Below are 16,937 nucleotides of genomic sequence, written 5' to 3'. Positions count from 1 at the left end.
AAAAGAACAAACCACAGTTCAGCACCGAGATGATAGTGAAGTATCAGCCTATCAATCCATGTTCCACCAGACAAATAATTGATTCGAAATTGCCAGCCAGGCCGAACGCCAAGGTCTCAATAAATTTAGCGGTCGGTCTCTATAATCTGATGATGACAACCTGAAGCGGTTGCTTCACCAAAGGAGGTCAAATAGTGAAATAGAGATTTGATTTGTGAGAAAATAGTGCTTGTTTAGCCTGATGTTTTATCCTGATCGGCCAAAGTGGAGCCTTGACGCTCATCATTGCGGCGCTTGACCTGTACCCGAATCCCCAGAAAGAATGCTACGCATGCAAGTACGATCGCAAAGTAAAGCCCATCGCTGCTCCCGACCCAGTATAGATAAACGGCGATACAGGCGAGCACGATTGCCATTACCCTGAAAATGTGATCCATATCATTCCGAGACTTCGACAAGTTCGTCTTTTATGATCGCCGCGGCGGTCCGTCTTCGCTTCAGCCTCTTCCAAAAATACCGAAGCACAAGCAGTATCGGCAAGCAAATGAAAACCAAGAACGGGATAAGAGCGATAACTACTGTAACCATTCCCAGCACAAAACCGAGTGCCGCATCGAAACCGGTGCTGACAGCCTCGACCAGTCTTTGGCCGAAATCTGCTCCGCTTGCCGAGATCGCTGCCGGCGTTTGGATTCGTAGCTTTATCGTTGAAAGGCTTACCTGATCTTCAAGGAAGCGCTTTCGGCCTTCGATCTTCTCGATCTCCGCACGAACATTCGCCAGTTCACGCTGGACATTCAATGCGTCAGCAACAGTGTTCGCACGTTTCATTATTTCAAGGAATTGGTCCTCAAGCGCTCGATGGGCTTTCAGGCGTGCCTCGATATCGATGAATTCTTCTGTAACATCCTGGCCTTTTATGTTCTCAAAAACGACCCGCCCGGCCGTTCTTCGTGTCTCTTCAACAGTTTCGGCAAACTTGTCCGCGGGAACTCTCAACGAAACCAGGATCGTGTCTCTTGCAGTGCCCCGCCTGTCGCTACTGCTTTGCTGAGTTTCGGTAACAAAACCACCCTTTGATTCGGCGATGGCCGACACCTGTTTCTGGGTCTTTTCCGGATCGTCAGATTCGAGGGTTAGTTCTGCATTCCGAATGACCTTTCTTGCCGTAGGCGATGTTTGCAAAGACGTATCTAGCGAAACGCTTCGTGAACTTTCCGGCGCCTGCCTTGCGCCAGCGTCTCCGGGATCTTCGGAAGTTCGTGCAAACTCGGGCGCTGATGAGGAGCCATCTTGGATCGCGACCTCAGAGCCGCCACCACAAGATGTTATGAATATCAATGAAATAAAGAAAAAAGTGAGAAGAGATCTCATAACATCACCTCGCTCGGAAAGTATCCGGTCTGGTATTGAACGCGCAAGATCAACCCGCCTTGCGTGCGATCTCTTTAAATCCTTCTCCGCGCGAAAATGCTTTGACCGCATTGATCATTCTGCGAAATGCCCGGTATATCTTTGGGAAGAACCAGAAAAAGAAGACGGCGAACAATACGAGCACGATCGCAATTATGACAGGTGCGAAAACCGACAGAAGCGTGCCTATAAAGGCTATCGCGTCCTCAAAAAGCGATAGCAGCCAGTTCGAAACGGGTTCTGGTGAAAGATTGGCTCCGACGCGAACTGCTGCCTTTGTTCCGTGTGAAGCAAAGGCAAAACCGCCGCCAACAAGAGCCGCCGGGATCGAAATACTCGGATCCATTTCAGAAACAGCCGCATAGGCTACGATCGCTCCGGCGGGTACGCGGATGAATGTATGTACGACATCCCAGACGCTGTCCACATATGGGATCTTGTCAGCAAAAAACTCTACTGTATAAAGAAAACCAGAGATGCCGATGATCCACCAATTATCAAGAACCTCAAGTCCGCCGGGCAGTTTGACCGAGCCGAATTTTTGGAGAAGGCCAAGAACTGACACGGTGGCATAAAGATTGATGCCGCTGGTCCACGCAGAACCGAGTGCAAGGGTCAAAGTTGAGAACCACTCCATTATATTGCCTCCCCACTTTCCGATCGGTGTAATTTCCTGTGTGAATTACGTCAGAACAATAACGCTTGTTCTGCCATCGATTAGCGATTCAATTGGAAATTCATCTCAGCAAGACCCGGCAGAAGAATTACAGACGGCGATATCAGTAATTCCTTCGCATAGGCCGATATGACATAAACTTCTTCGGTGTTCAGACCTGAGATGGTGAATCGGCCAAAGTTGTTCGTTATCGCCGAAAGAGAGTTGCCATTGGGATCAGTCATCACCAAAAGCACGCGTGGGATCCCGATACCAGCAGTGTCTACGACAGAGCCTGATATTGACACTGCAGCAGGCCGCGGAATACTCTGTGCCTCGACCGAACCGATATCTGTTCCATTTCCCGAAGGAGCATTTGGAACTCCAGGCACGTCAAAGGTACGGATAAAATCGCGTTGGTCTCCCGCAAGTGCGTTCCCTACACCGTTATCGATCGCCAGACTCCCTGTTTGAGGCAGATGTGTGAATGTGGGGCCACCATTGTTTGCCAGTGAACCAAGAAGCGGATCTAGCGGTGATTTCGATGTTCCAACATAATTCGTTCCGTTTGGAAGTCCGGCAGGGAATTCCGTAGTTACACTTGTATTTCTGCCGATCAGGTTGTGGCCGCTATTTGTGATAACTCCGGTCCCATCCCGCTGAATGTCTTGAGTTACGTTGGCTGCAATGATCGTATTTGAAAGCGTCAGTGTTCCGGTTTCATGCCAGATCCCGCCCCGAGCACCGGCAGCTGTATTCGGAGCTGAATTGTTGGTAATGGTCGAGGAAATTATAGCCACAGTATTCGCCCCGGCCTGGATCCGGATGCCTCCGCCGCCTTCGGTCGCAAGGGATCCGTTCGCCGTATTGCCGCTGATCGTCGAGTTCACGATCTCGCCTCGATTCAAGAATAATCCGCCGGATGCCGCACCCGCAGTGTTATTGCTTATCGTCGAATTTCGGATCAAAACGGAGGATGTCGCCGAGATATTCATTCCGCCGCCGTTGCCGAAAGATGTGTTATTGCGGATGGTTGAGTTTCGTATCTCAAGAGTTGCACCGGCAAAACTGATGCCGCCGCTCGTGCTCGCAGCGGAAGAATTATCGTGGAGCACAGAATTATATAAACGAAGGGTATTTGTGCTGCGTATCCCGCCGCCGATGCCCGTTGACCCATTCGCGCTATTGTTTCGGATCACGCAGCTCGTGATCGTCAGTGTGCCGGTATTCTGAATAGCACCGCCGTTTCCGGTTACGATGCCGCCCGCAAGCGTAACTCCATGGATACCTACGACAAAATTCGTGATATTGAATATCCTGCTCGTCGTAGCTAGTGGAGCTGTGTTTTGGATTGTGAGAAGATTCGGACCCGGCCCGACGATCGACAAATTTGAGCTTATGGCGATCTGCCCGTTGATCTGGATCAATGCCACGGAAGGATCGAAGGTGATCACGTCGTTACCAGCAAGAGCATTCGCTTCGGCAACAGCAGCTCTCAGTGTGCACACGCCGTTGCCGGTCACCGTTTCGCACACCCCGTCCCCGGGCGTGGCATCCGTAGCATCACCGTTGTTATTGACTACTATAGTCGCAAGCAGAGACGGAACTTCAGTTATCGGAACGAACGCGGCTCGTCGGGCCTTGTCCGGTGATCCATCTGAACGAACGACTGCGTCCTGTGCGGTCGCTACTACAGAAGCGAATACCAACACGAAAGCCCCAAAGAGGCCAGACATAGATCTTCCGTTTTTCATAATGCTGGCGTTATAGCATCATCTTTTGAAAGAATCAATAGTTACTGCTTCCGGTCGACGAGGGCTCGTTGACTTCTAAGAATCTCCATCTTCCTCATTTTCGGTCTGATCCTTCTTTATACCGAATTTTTCCAGGCGATACTGTAGCGTCCTGAAGGTGAGGCCTAGCAGCTTGGCAGATTTCGTGATGTTCCCGTCGGTTCGTTCCATTGCCTGCATAATCAGGCTCTTTTCAACGTCCTCAAAGCTGACGCCCTCGGGCGGCAATTTGAACAACTCATCACCATTCTCTGAAGAGCTTGGGACACGTCCGGTCGGGACCATTTCGGGTGGAAGATCGTCGCTCGTAATTCGATCATTTTCGCAAAGCAATATCGCCCTTTCGATGGCCGATTCTAGCTGGCGGACATTGCCGGGATAATGATAATTTTCGAGCAATTCTCTCGCAGACGCATCTATCTCGATCTTTCGATCGGATCCGCGCGTGTGTTTCTTCACAAAATATTCTATCAATGCAGGGATGTCCGTTCGTCGTTCGCGAAGGGGCGGGATCTCTATTGAAAGCACGTTCAAACGGTAGTAAAGATCTTCGCGGAATCGTTTTTCTTCAGTCATCTTTAGCAGATCCCGATTAGTCGCCGCAAGCACACGCACGTCAACCGGGATCTCTTTGACACCGCCGACGCGACGGATCTCCTTTTCCTGCAAGGCGCGAAGGAGCTTGGCCTGTAGAGCGATGTCGAGTTCGCCTATTTCATCGAGAAAAAGCGTTCCGTTATTGGCGATCTCAAAAAGCCCTTTCTTTTCACCGACAGCTCCTGTAAATGCACCTTTCTCGTGGCCGAACAATTCAGATTCCAGGAGATTCTCGTTAATAGCGGCGCAGTTCACAGCCTGGAAAGTTTCGTTTCCCCGCAGACTGTTCTTATGCATCGAACGCGCGATCAATTCCTTTCCAGTACCGCTTTCGCCGCGGATCAGAACGGTCGAATTCGACTTGGCGATCTTAAGGATAAGCTTCTTTACCTTATCCATTTCCGGCGAGACTGAAACGATCTCTGTATCAAGCGCGGTCAGCTTGTTCAAAGCGCGCGACACCGTTTCCAGTAGTTTCTCGCTGTCGTAAGGTTTTTGAAGGTAATCGAAGGCTCCTAATCGCAAGGCATCCACGGCAGAATCTACCGACCCGTGGGCCGTCAATAATATAACGATGATCGATCTGTCAAAATTCGTAAGCTCCTTGAGAAGATCTAGACCGGACATTCCAGTCATTTTTAGGTCTGTTAGAACAAGATCGAACCTTCGCGACTCCACAAACTTCATTGCCGCTTCGCCCGAGCTTGCCGTTGTTACATCGTAACCCTCTCCAGAAAGGATAGTTTCAAGGATCTCTCGTTGGTTTTTTTCGTCATCAACGACGAGTATTGATTTACGTGCCATATTTTAGTGATCGTGGTCGATCTATACCGCCTGAATATTCCGTATTTGCTTTACTAATGTTTTGCTGAAGGCAACTTAACAGTGAATCGCGTGCCTTCGCCCACAACCGAAGAAACCTCGATAGATCCATTATGGACCTCCACTATCTTTTGGACGATGGCCAGGCCCAATCCGGTGCCCGTTTCTTTTGTTGAAAAATAAGGCTCAAAGATCTTTGTCAGATTCTCTTCCGCTATGCCGCTACCTGTATCGGCTATTTCAAATGAAACCATATCGTCGTGGTCGTCTCGCGTTATCTTAACAGTAAGATTACCGCCTTCAGCTCCCATTGCCTGCAGTGCATTGATAAAAAGATTGTTGAACACGGAACGTAAATATTCGGGGTCTCCTAAGATCTGAGGAACATCCTCGTGCTCAATGATGCCTATCGTAATGCCGTTTTCTTCTGCCTGCCCCTCGATGATACGAAGTGAATCGGCGATTACCTCCCGAGCTGCAACGGGCCGTAGATTCACATTCGCCGGACGCGAATAGTTAAGAAAATCTGATATCTGTTGATTTATCCTTGCAACCTCATCCTTGATCTGTGAGACGAGTTTCCTAAAAACATCCTGTTTTTCAGGGTCTTCCGGAGCGAGTTTTGACCTCAAATGGTCCAGCGTAAGATTTATGTAGTTGAGAGGATTTCTTATCTCGTGAGCGATCGCCGAACCAAGCCTGCCTATTACGGCGCTCTTCTCTGCCTGTCTGAGCTGTTCTTGCAGTTCTCGCGATTTTTCGAGTTCAGAGGCCATTTCATTGAATCGCTGCGTCAGCATACCCATCTCATCATTGCTTTGATTGGGAACGCGAAACGCTAGATCGCCCTCGGCAATACGCTTTGCACCGGCGGCCAGATCAGTTATCGGACGGGTAAATCGCCAAACAAGGATGAAGGTTATGGCGGTCGAAACAAGAAAAATACATAGTGTATAAAGAAGCGGCTCCGCAGCTCGCCAAGCGGCCTCTCGCTTATCGTTCTTTAAAATGACCATTACATAGTAACGGCCATCGCTTGTTTCAATGGGAATTGCGTGAGCCTCATCATCATACTCGGAACGTTCCGAAAGAGGTCGGTTCGGGAATCGTGCAAGGTCTTCACCGAGCTTGCCTGACTCCATCAAAGGCGGAAGCCCGGAAACTTCGGAAAGCGGTTTGAAGACAACGTTCCCTTCCGCATCAGACCTGGGAAAGTGGTCAGGATCAAGGCTGTCAGCTACTTGCCACCGTTCGTTGATTATTATGATGTCGCGGATGCGTTCGCGTGCAGATTCATCCAGAAATGTCTGCCCGGGCTTCGCGATCAGGTCTTCAAGGTATTCATCACGAGAAGTAATGCCGCTTACACCGACGGCAAACGCTGCTACGAGGGCTTGCTCCTGGCGTTCGCGACGTTCAATATTCTCCCGCTGTGTTCTCAGATTCAGGTAGAACTGAACTCCGAGCGTCGCCACAAGCAACCACGCGAAAACTATCAGCAATCTCCCGCGAAATGTATTGAAAAAGTTCATCCGGACGGATCTGTTATGCAAGCGCTTAATTTTTACTTGCGGACGGTATCAACGAATGTTATAGTGTCGCTTAGCAATTACGCAAGGTCTCGCCCAAAAATGTTCTGCCTGCGGGACCGACAGTCTCCTCGAAAATCTTTAGTTTTGCAACCATAACTTGAGGTAAACCATGAATTTTATGCGTCCCGAAAAGCGTTTGGCTAACGCATTGTTGTTTGCGATATATCTTTCTTTGGCGTTTGCCGCCCCAGGCATTGCTCAGACAAAGAAACCCGTCGCCAAACCTGCCGCAAAGCCTGCAGCTAAGACTGCGGCCACGGCAAAAAAGGATGCAGCAAAAGTTACTGCTAAAGCGCCCGCGAATAATTCTAAGGCTCCTCAGAAGACAGGGGCACCCAATACAAAAAACGCATCCCGACTCAGAGAAAAACTCTACTTGATACTCTCGCCAATGTTCTAACGGTTATTGTCGCTATTGCTTTTATTGGTGTGTTGGCTAACAGGTACTTGCTGCCAAACGCAAATGACAGAAAGGCGCCAACGGTAGGACGAGCTATTTATATTCAGGGATTCGATCCAACAGCAAGCAAAAAGAATGTTCTTCTTGTTCTTATGAAGGGGTGTCGGTTCTGTGAGGGCAGCATGGAGTTCTATAAAGAGATTCTCAGGGCCGGAAGTGATCAGCAGACCAATGTTATCGCTGTTTTTCCTCCGAAGACCGAGGAGGCGGAGATCTATCTAAAGCAGTTCGGTCTTGATTCCTTGCCGGTATTATTTGCACCTCTTGAGGAACTTGAAGTTGATGGCACTCCGACGATCATTTTAACTGACGCAAGCGGCAAAGTAACAAACTTCTGGATCGGGCAACTTTCAAAGGAAAAGGAACGGGAAGTCCTTAGATCTATTTCGTCATAGTCAATTATCAAATCCATTTAGTCGGCCTAGTAAAAAAAATATAGGCATATTCTCGAGACACCATTAGAATAGAAGGGAGGATAGATGAAAGTATTTCGTTTGTTTGCGTTAACTTTGATGTTAGTAGGCGTCTGGTTCATGCCGGAACGGCCTGTCTCTGCCTGTGCCGACCCAGGGGCTAATTGTCCAGCTCAGCAGCCACGACCCAACGGTTGTGCCTGCTGTTCAGACAATCATTGCCAAAGCGGAAACTGTAATTTAACCACTGAGAAGTGCGAGCCGAAAGTCCCGATTCTGGATTAAGTGGCTTCTTGTCAGTGCATCGGCTTGACGAACGAATGGCAGTTCGTTCGTCAGGCTTAAAACTGGTCGCATTCTTGCCCGTTAATTCTTTTTTTAGGATGTGTATGAAAAAAACGGTCACATTCCCATTGAGCACGAGCCTTTTTATGATTTTGACGTGCTTGACGACCTTGATGGCTGAAGGGCAGACGACCCCTCAATTCTCAGAATTAGAGAAACTTGAACTCCAAGTACAATCGTGGAAAAACCGAGTGGACGACATTAGCGACGCGAGCCTAGTCGATACGGCGTCTTTGCCCGTGGGGCGGCGTTCTTTGTATATTGCCTATCTTGCAAAAATCTGGTGGAAATTCGATGAGGTTAAAGCAAGGCTTTATCTGGACCGAGCGGGAAAGCAGTTGCTCGACGGCATATCGTCCGCTGAGAAGAACGAACTTAACGAGCAGCTATCCGACTTCCCAAATACCTTTCGAGTTATATCTGGCTTAGATGCGAAATTCGCGCAAAGGATTCTTAAGGAACTTGAGAAAACCTTTCTCGATACAGCTACGGGAAAGGCCGAACCAAATGCTAAGCTCGCTGATATTTATACCGCAGTTGGATTAGAGGTCGTCGTATTTAACCCTCGTTTCGCACTGGATATTGGGAAAGAATCCTTGAAATTTGGTTTTGCACTTTCGTTGCCGCAGTTAGTGATCGATCTCAATTTGCAAAACTCCGATTACGCTGAAGAGCTTTTTAATGTCGCACTGGCCGCCGCTAGTAAAAGCTCTTTGTATGGAAGCGATACAATGCTTTTCAATCTTAGTAGGTTCATAGCCGAATCAAATAAAGGAAAGTCGTTCTCACCGATTTTGCAACGAAAAGCCTTAACCGCTTTTATTGGGAAACTGGAATTTGCGGTGTCGACGCGTGACACAAATCCGCGTGCATGCTCGATCTCTTACTATGGCCCGTTTTTAGTTGGACGAGTTGGCGAATACCTTCCGGAACTCTTATCCCGGTTCCGCGAACTCCTTCTTGTCTGTACCGCCAACCTTCATCCGGATTATCGGGAGCGGACCGCTGCGAACATTGAAAACGTGCCGAACACAGTTGACGAATTGTTAAAGTCGGCGAGAGAGGCGAAAAGTCCGGACATGAAGATCAATCGTTATCGGGAGGTATTTCTGCAGTTGCTTGAAGCGAAGAAATACGAGCAGATGATATCGCTACTCGATGGGTTTGATGGTGATGCTTATAAGGAGATCTCGCCGATCGGTTGGGATAACTGGCGTGTTTCGGCGGCATCCGGTGCGGCTATTGCGGCGTTTGAAGTGGGTGATATTCCTTCGTCATTTAGGTTCGTAAACGATGTACCAAAACGGCTTCGACCGTTTGTGCGTAAGCGAGCGGTATTGAATAAAAAAATAGGTGAGGATGAAGAGACGTATATTGAACACCTGAATGAAATGCAAAAGGAATTGGATTCGATAGAAATTCCTTCGCACGATGCGGCGCGTCTTTATCTGGATCTAGCAGAATTTTACCTGAAGACAACCCCAACCGAATCCCAGCTTATGTTTCGAAATGCGATCAAGCACATAAACAAAGCGGACAACGACAATCCCGATCTGCTGCCGGAAAAGGATTGGGCTCCAATGGAAGACTATGTTTCACTGAGCGCGGATCTGCTGGAAGCGGATGATATGGCGATATTCTCGTCGATGAAAGACATTAGTTCGCGCCATAGCCGGCTGCGTCTCTCGCTCGGCCTTCTTGAATCCTCATTGAAGAAGCTGGACGAATCGAAAAAGCAGCTCGACGCGCTTAAAAGTAAACAAAAGAAAAAATAGCGACTCGCTCGATTGAATCTTCATAGGTTGCCTGCTACGGACCTATTAATCCCCCCCCATTTCCACAATAGAAGTTCGGGCAGCCCAGTGCACGCGCGCGCTTGCTCCGTGATGGTTTTTGGCTTTGGTTGTTATTGTCGGGGTTTTAAGTAAAATACAGGTTTGGTCGAAATCTAATTTGGAGCAGAACATAAATGTCATTGATCGAACAGGTGTGGGCACGGGAAATAATGGATTCGAGAGGGAATCCGACTATCGAAGCCGAGGTGATATTGGAAGACGGAACGACCGGCCGGGCAGCGGTGCCCAGCGGAGCTTCTACGGGAGAAAATGAAGCCGTTGAACTCCGCGATGGTGATGAGCTTCGTTATCTGGGAAAAGGCGTGTTGAAGGCGGTTGAGCACGTGAATGGAGCGATAAATGATGAACTCCAGGGTTTGGATTGTCTCGATCAAACGCTTATTGACGAGACAATGATCGGCCTTGACGGAAGTTCGAACAAGGCAAATCTTGGTGCAAATGCCATTCTTGCTGTTTCTTTGGCAAACGCTCGTGCAGCAGCGGCGGCGCTTGAAATACCGCTTTATCGGTATATCGGCGGAGCGAACGCAAAGATGCTGCCGGTTCCGATGATGAATATTTTGAACGGCGGCGCACATGCGGACAACAACGTAGATTTTCAGGAATTTATGGTGATGCCCGTTGGTGCCGAAACATTTGCGGACGCTCTTCGAATGGGAGCTGAGATATTTCATAATTTGAAGGGTGTATTAAAGTCTCGCGGGTATTCGACCAGTGTTGGCGACGAAGGCGGTTTTGCTCCGAATCTAAAATCAAACGAAGAAGCCGTAGAGACGATACTTGAAGCGATCGACAAGGCCGGTTATTCAGCGGGCGATAATGTGATGTTGGCGCTCGATCCGGCAACTAGCGAGTTCCACATAGATGGAAAATATGTTTTCAAGAAATCGGACAAACGTGAGCTTTCGTCCGAAGAGATGGCAGCATTTTGGACGGATTGGTGCGACAAATATCCGATAATTTCGATCGAAGACGGAATGGCCGAAAACGATTGGGATGGGTGGAAGACATTGACTGATTCGGTCGGCGATCGTGTGCAGCTTGTCGGCGACGATCTTTTTGTGACAAATGTAAAGTTTTTGCAGAAAGGTATAGAAGAAGGTGCGGCAAATTCGATCCTGATCAAAGTAAATCAGATCGGAACGCTGACCGAAACGCTTGACGCCATTGAGCTAGCGAAAACGAATCGAATGACGGCCGTTATCTCGCATCGTTCGGGCGAGACCGAAGATACATTTATTGCTGATCTGGCTGTCGCTACCAATGCCGGACAAATAAAGACCGGAAGCCTTAGCCGCAGCGACCGCATCGCCAAATACAATCAGCTTCTTCGTATTGAAGAAGATCTCGGAGATTCGGCCCGCTATCCCGGGCGCAAAGCATTTTATCAGCTCCGATAGCTCACATTCTGCCACTAGTACTGAGATCGGGCGGCAGCAGGGACAAAGAAGTCAAAGAAGGTGACTGAACAATAGGTAGGCACTTCGGAGATGTTCGCTATAGTATTTGCAAATATTAGGACACTATGTCGATCGAGATCGATGAAAGTAAGGATCGTTTGGAAGTCGATATGATACATCGATTTCTTAGAGAGGAATCTTATTGGGCTAAGGAGCGCACCCTTGAGCAAACGCGAACAGCTATCGAACATTCGATATGCTTTGGCGTTTATGACGACGATCGGCAGATCGGCTTTGCACGCGTTGTTAGCGATAAAGCAACTTTTGCCTATCTAGGCGACGTTTTTATTGTCGAAGAATATCGAGGCAAAGGGCTAAGTAAAGTGCTGATGCAAAAGATCATCGAACACCCGGAATTACAAGGGCTTCGCCGCTGGATATTGGCAACTGCGGACGCTCACGGGCTGTACGAGCAATTCGAATTCGCTCCGCTGCGTCATCCGGAACGCTGGATGGAGAAAACTGCGCCCAATGCATACTAATAAATAGTTGCGCGAACACTCTGCATTTCGGTTATAATTATCTTGAGCCGATCCTGCATGCGTCGGCTGATGATCCCAACACACTCGGTTTAGGACACTTTCGAAATTTCCGAATAAAAGTTCACTTCCAACCCAATGAATCAGACGATCAAACGTCCACTTGCGCTCATAATCCTTGATGGCTGGGGTTTTACCTATGAAACCCGTGGAAACGCCATAGCGGCAGCCCACACGCCTTATTACGATGCCATTCGTAATGAATTTCCTTTTACTATTCTTGAGGCTTCGGGCCGAGCAGTAGGATTGAACGATTCGATCCCGGGAAATGCAGAGATCGGCCACATAAATATGGGTGCCGGCCGCGTCGTAAAAACAGATGCCGTACGGATTCGCGAATCGATCACCGATGGATCATTCTTTTCAAATCGAGTTCTCACAGGAGCACTTTCATCCGCACGTGCAAATGACCAAAAAGTCCATTTCGTAGGGCTTGTTAGTGATGGCGATGTGCATTCATCTTCCGACACGCTCTATTCACTGCTCCGTGCTGCTCGCAATATCGGGGTCAAAGAGGTCTATGTTCACGCTATCCTTGATGGCCGGGACGTTCCTCAGAGAACTGCCGACGTATATCTGGAAGCATTAGAGGTAAAGATGGCCGACATTGGCCTCGGACGGATCGCTTCGATATGCGGACGCCATTTTGGAATGGATCATAGCGAGCACTGGGAACGAACTGCCAGAGCTTTTACGATGATGGTACACGCGGAAGGAGAACGGGCAAGCGATCCCGTTTCGGCAGTTCGAAGCTCGTTTTTGCGTGGGATAACCGACGAATTTATTGCTCCGATAGTTATCGAACGCGAGCCTGGCGTTCCGGTCGCAACAATAGGGAACGGCGATCTGGTTGTATTTTTCAATCATCGCGCGGACACAATGAGGCAATTGGTTCGTTCGATCGCAGTTCCTGAACTTGGGGAAAGCTCTTCGTTGATAAAACCTCGTATCGATGCAGTGTGTATTACGGAATACGATCCAGATTTTCGTCTTAAAACAATGTTTCCGCCATTGCCGCGGGAAGGTGATCTCGGGTCGGTTTTCTCTAAGGCTGATATCCATAATTACCGAATCAGCGAGCCGGACCGATTCGCCCACGTTACGATGTTTTTCAATGGCCGCAGAGACGGCGAGAACCCGGTCGAAATGCATATTCAGGTTCCGCGTTCGGAGCGGATGTTCGACCGTGAATCAGAGCCAGAGATGCGATCATTCAAGATAACGGATGCGTTGACGCGTGTTGCCAAAACTGACCCGCAGGCTGTTTTCATCGCAAACTTCCCGGCGCCGGGGCTGCTTGCTGAAACTGGAAATATCGATCGCACAGTAGAAGCAGTCCAGTATATCGATACTTGTCTTGGCGGAATTGTAGATCGAATGCGCCAACTTGGCGGAGTCACGTTGATAACATCAACCCATGGGAATTGCGAATCTATGTTAACTATAGACGGAGACGTGGACAGGTTTGCAACCGCAAATCCAGTTCCATTTCACCTTATCGACCACTCAAACAGATCAACAAAATTGCGGGATGGCGGCACGCTGTCCGATGTAGCCCCAACTGTGCTTGGCATTATCGGAATTGAAGCTCCTTCGTCCATGACCGGAAATGATCTTCGGATAATGTAAAGTTATCGTCATCACTTTTTTAGCCGCCGATGCGTTAGTTAGCAACGGCGGCTTCGTCGTGTTAATATCTCATTTTCTTAAACAATAAGATCTCCATTTTATGATCGAAGAATTTGTTTTCGACGACAGTGAAGAGCGTCGCCGGAACCGGCAGAACGGTACCGGATGGATCGAGGTGATAGTTGGTTCGATGTTTTCCGGTAAATCAGAGGAGCTGATCCGCCGCCTAAATCGTGCCCGTATAGCTAGGCAGAAAGTTCAGGTGTTCAAGCCGCGGATCGATGAGCGTTACTCGGTCGAACATATCGCCTCCCATTCCGGACACCGTCACGAGTCTGTTGCGGTTGCAACGTCCGATGAATTAATGGCAGCCATTGAAGACGGAACGCAGGTCGTTGGGATCGATGAAGGGCAGTTCTTTGATCCGGGTCTTGTACAGGTCGCTAATGACCTTGCCGGAAGCGGAAAACGTGTGATCATCGCGGGCCTTGATCAGGATTACAGAGGGCTGCCATTTGAACCGATGCCCCAACTTTTGTGTATTGCCGAGTTCATCACGAAAACGCACGCCATCTGCGTACGCTGCGGAAATACTGCTAACTACTCCCAACGTACTCAAGGCTCAGAGAATCGTGTTGAGGTTGGAGCTGCCGACAAATATGAGGCACGATGTCGCAGATGTTTTGTTCCGCATATCGACAGTTCATCAATCTGAGCAATATACTTCAAATTCTTCTCCGGAAGTCCGTTAAGTGATGATCAAAAAGGCCCGTTTTGGCAGGCCTTAGATTTATTTGATTCTTTGCTAGCCTTTGGGGATCTTCATCGAATACAAGATCGCGGCAAAGGCATCACGCTGCTTGTCAAAGTTTGTGTTTTTTGTTGACTGGATGATGTTCAGGTATTGATTCTGTCCCTGATAGTTGCGATAGGCAACCCATTGAAATCGGCGGATCCCATCTTTATCCTCGGGCGGGGCTTCGACCCATTCGACCCCTTTGATCCCGTCGATCTCCAACCAACGAACCTTCTCGTATTTGCCTTGTTTCAGTTGTTCGAGAGCGCTCTGATAGTAAGCCTTGATGCTCGCATCGGACGGGAAGTCGGAGGCCATTACCGAAACGGAGGCGATAAGAAAACCGGTCGCCGGAGAGCCATAATTGAAGGATTCTTTTCTTACGTCCATTTTATTCCAGCCTTTTGGAAGTTTGAACGTGATCTCCTGTTCGGCCCATTTAACTTCAGTTGCCTCATCGGCGATCGCCTGTTGCGCAGGTGTCATCTCTGCCTTTTCCGCGCTTACGTCATCGTCTTTAGTTCTCGAAGTGTTACTGGAATTAGAGCCTTTATCAGCGACGTCCGCTATACCTTTCTGAAGCCTTTCCGTAATACCGCAAAATGCAAGTGCGATACCGAGCAGACCGAGTGCGAATAGTTTCATTTATTGTCCTCCGTTGGTGAATGTTTGAACGCGAACATTGTTACCGTAATTCCAAAGAAAATCAATGTTCCGAAACGTTGGGCCAATATCTGATATATTAGAATCTAAACCGACTGATACGTTTTGACGCAGATCTTTAGCGAATAGCCGTTCGTAACGCTGATAACAAAAAAGTATGAATTGGGAACTCATATTTTCAGGAAGTCCTTTCCTGGAATTGGCTTTGATACTCTTTCTCGCGGCTATACTGGGAGCGGCAGGTCAGTTTTTGCGTCAACCGTTGATCGTTGTCTTCATAGCACTTGGCATAATTGTTGGTCCTTCTGCGCTTAACATCGTTCATTCAAAGGAGAACATCCATCTTCTTGCCGAGATAGGGATCTCATTGCTGCTGTTCATCGTTGGGCTGAAACTGGACCTCAGACTGATCCGATCCACCGGAAAGATCGCGGCGATGACCGGTTTGGGACAGGTCATATTTACCTCCGTTATCGGATATTTTATCGGGATCGCTCTGGGGTTCTCGCATCTGCACAGTTTTTACATCGCGGTCGCCCTCACGTTCTCAAGCACCATCATCATTGTCAAACTTCTTTCAGATAAGAAAGAGATCGATTCGCTTCATGGGCAGATAGCGATCGGATTTCTGATAGTGCAGGATATCGTCGTAATACTTGTGATGATCGTTCTATCGACGATCGGGCGGAATGAAGGTTCGAACTTGGCCGCTGATATTGGAAGCACGCTGCTTTCGGGCGGCGTTCTATTGCTGATCACGTTCGTAATGATCAAGTGGATAATCCCATTGATCGGCACGTTTTTAGCACGGTCACAGGAACTCCTCACATTGTTCTCGATCGCTTGGGCGGTTTCATTAGCATCATTTAGTTCACTGATCGGTTTTAGCAGCGAAGTTGGGGCGTTCCTTGCGGGTGTGTGTCTTGCAACGACACCGTATAAGGAGTCGATAAGCGGCCGGCTGGTAAGCCTGCGTGATTTTCTTCTTCTGTTCTTTTTCGTAAAGCTGGGTTCGGACCTTAATATGGCGGTGATCGGTGCACAGGTCCCAGCGGCGATACTTTTTTCTCTTTTCGTTTTGGTAGGAAATCCCATTATCGTTCTCGTAATAATGGGATTGATGGGTTATCGGAAGAGGACCTCTTTTCTGGCAGGACTTACTGTGGCACAGATCAGCGAATTCTCCTTGATCTTCGCAGGGCTTGGACTGCAGGTCGGGCATTTGAATGAGGAGATAGTTGGGCTTATAACCCTTGTCGGGTTGATAACGATCGGTGTTTCAACGTATATGATCCTGTATTCAAATCAGCTTTACGAACTACTGTCACCGGTGTTATCCGTATTCGAACGCTCGACACCCTATCGTGAAATGTCCCCGCTTAAGAAGGAAGGCGATTACGATGTGATCATTTTCGGGCTCGGCCGTTTCGGTGGTTCTATCGCATCAAAGCTAGAATCCTACGCCGATCTTCGGTTTTTGGGCGTTGATTTTGATCCTCAAGTAGTCAGCTCTTGGCAAGAACGTGAGCGTGCAATAGTGTATGGCGACATCGAGGATCCGGACATCTTGGAGAATCTTCCATTCCATTCTTCCAAATGCATAATAAGTACCGTGCCGGACAGTTCATTTTCGCTAACACTTTACAACACGCTCAAAGAGCACAATTACGAAGGTCGGATAATCTTGACGGCGGTACTAGAGAAGGATTTTGAGCTGTTGAGCACGCAGACCGATGCAGACGTCATTATGCCGCATCGCCTTGCCGCTGATTATCTGCATGAATTGTTGGTGGAGGACATACTAATAATAGATGAACTGCGGAACGCAGACTGAGTACCCTCATATACGGCTGCATCTTTCCCTAAAATTAGAAAGAGGCGTCCCCAAAGGAACGCCTCACCAA

Annotated in this window: 15 protein-coding genes; 8 read left to right on the top strand and 7 right to left on the bottom strand. The window is 48.6% G+C overall.

Annotation, left to right across the window (positions count from 1 at the left end; all coding sequences use genetic code 11):
* Positions 1-233 precede the first annotated feature (233 nt).
* The 6 genes from JVX88_RS03970 to JVX88_RS03945 form a co-directional block, all read right to left on the bottom strand.
* Positions 234-437 carry a hypothetical protein gene (locus JVX88_RS03970; RefSeq protein ID WP_211625955.1) on the bottom strand — a complete coding sequence of 68 codons (204 nt, stop codon included), beginning with the start codon at positions 435-437 and terminating at the stop codon, positions 234-236.
* Between the two features lies 1 nt (position 438).
* Positions 439-1,374 (bottom strand): DUF4349 domain-containing protein, encoded by a 936-nt coding sequence (locus JVX88_RS03965; protein ID WP_211625953.1) that lies wholly within the window; start codon positions 1,372-1,374, stop codon positions 439-441.
* 49 nt (positions 1,375-1,423) lie between these two features.
* Positions 1,424-2,050 carry a DUF4126 domain-containing protein gene (locus JVX88_RS03960; RefSeq protein ID WP_211625952.1) on the bottom strand — a complete coding sequence of 209 codons (627 nt, stop codon included), beginning with the start codon at positions 2,048-2,050 and terminating at the stop codon, positions 1,424-1,426.
* An 80-nt stretch (positions 2,051-2,130) separates the two neighbouring features.
* Positions 2,131-3,804: a right-handed parallel beta-helix repeat-containing protein gene (locus JVX88_RS03955; protein WP_211625950.1), complete on the bottom strand. Its 1,674-nt coding sequence runs from the start codon at positions 3,802-3,804 to the stop codon at positions 2,131-2,133.
* 93 nt (positions 3,805-3,897) lie between these two features.
* Positions 3,898-5,262 carry a sigma-54-dependent transcriptional regulator gene (locus tag JVX88_RS03950; protein WP_211625948.1) on the bottom strand — a complete coding sequence of 455 codons (1,365 nt, stop codon included), beginning with the start codon at positions 5,260-5,262 and terminating at the stop codon, positions 3,898-3,900.
* Between the two features lie 53 nt (positions 5,263-5,315).
* On the bottom strand, positions 5,316-6,812 hold the full coding sequence (locus JVX88_RS03945) for a sensor histidine kinase (RefSeq protein WP_211625946.1): 1,497 nt from the start codon (positions 6,810-6,812) through the stop codon (positions 5,316-5,318).
* A gap of 169 nt (positions 6,813-6,981) precedes the next feature.
* Between JVX88_RS03945 and JVX88_RS03940 the strand changes: the two genes are divergently transcribed.
* The 7 genes from JVX88_RS03940 to JVX88_RS03910 all read left to right on the top strand — a co-directional run bounded on the left by JVX88_RS03940 (position 6,982) and on the right by JVX88_RS03910 (position 14,289).
* Positions 6,982-7,272 (top strand): hypothetical protein, encoded by a 291-nt coding sequence (locus JVX88_RS03940; RefSeq protein WP_211625944.1) that lies wholly within the window; start codon positions 6,982-6,984, stop codon positions 7,270-7,272.
* Positions 7,273-7,454: 182 nt separating this feature from the next.
* Positions 7,455-7,727 carry a TlpA family protein disulfide reductase gene (locus JVX88_RS03935; RefSeq protein ID WP_211625942.1) on the top strand — a complete coding sequence of 91 codons (273 nt, stop codon included), beginning with the start codon at positions 7,455-7,457 and terminating at the stop codon, positions 7,725-7,727.
* Between the two features lie 554 nt (positions 7,728-8,281).
* Positions 8,282-9,865 carry a hypothetical protein gene (locus JVX88_RS03930; protein ID WP_211625940.1) on the top strand — a complete coding sequence of 528 codons (1,584 nt, stop codon included), beginning with the start codon at positions 8,282-8,284 and terminating at the stop codon, positions 9,863-9,865.
* Between the two features lie 194 nt (positions 9,866-10,059).
* On the top strand, positions 10,060-11,346 hold the full coding sequence (gene eno, locus JVX88_RS03925) for a phosphopyruvate hydratase (protein ID WP_211625938.1): 1,287 nt from the start codon (positions 10,060-10,062) through the stop codon (positions 11,344-11,346).
* Between the two features lie 125 nt (positions 11,347-11,471).
* Positions 11,472-11,888: a GNAT family N-acetyltransferase gene (locus tag JVX88_RS03920; RefSeq protein WP_211625936.1), complete on the top strand. Its 417-nt coding sequence runs from the start codon at positions 11,472-11,474 to the stop codon at positions 11,886-11,888.
* Between the two features lie 135 nt (positions 11,889-12,023).
* Positions 12,024-13,574 (top strand): 2,3-bisphosphoglycerate-independent phosphoglycerate mutase, encoded by a 1,551-nt coding sequence (gpmI, locus tag JVX88_RS03915; RefSeq protein WP_211625934.1) that lies wholly within the window; start codon positions 12,024-12,026, stop codon positions 13,572-13,574.
* Positions 13,575-13,674: 100 nt separating this feature from the next.
* Entirely contained in the window at positions 13,675-14,289 is a 615-nt protein-coding gene (locus JVX88_RS03910; protein WP_211625932.1) for a thymidine kinase, read from the top strand.
* Between the two features lie 90 nt (positions 14,290-14,379).
* On the opposite strand, the gene JVX88_RS03905 is transcribed toward JVX88_RS03910, so the two are convergent.
* Positions 14,380-15,015 (bottom strand): hypothetical protein, encoded by a 636-nt coding sequence (locus JVX88_RS03905; RefSeq protein ID WP_211625930.1) that lies wholly within the window; start codon positions 15,013-15,015, stop codon positions 14,380-14,382.
* A 175-nt stretch (positions 15,016-15,190) separates the two neighbouring features.
* Here JVX88_RS03905 and JVX88_RS03900 point away from each other — a divergent pair, with 175 nt between their 5' ends.
* Positions 15,191-16,867: a cation:proton antiporter gene (locus JVX88_RS03900; RefSeq protein WP_211625928.1), complete on the top strand. Its 1,677-nt coding sequence runs from the start codon at positions 15,191-15,193 to the stop codon at positions 16,865-16,867.
* Positions 16,868-16,937 lie beyond the last annotated feature (70 nt).

The organism is Leptolyngbya sp. 7M (assembly GCF_018128485.1).
This window is presented reverse-complemented; position numbering and strand designations above follow the sequence as displayed.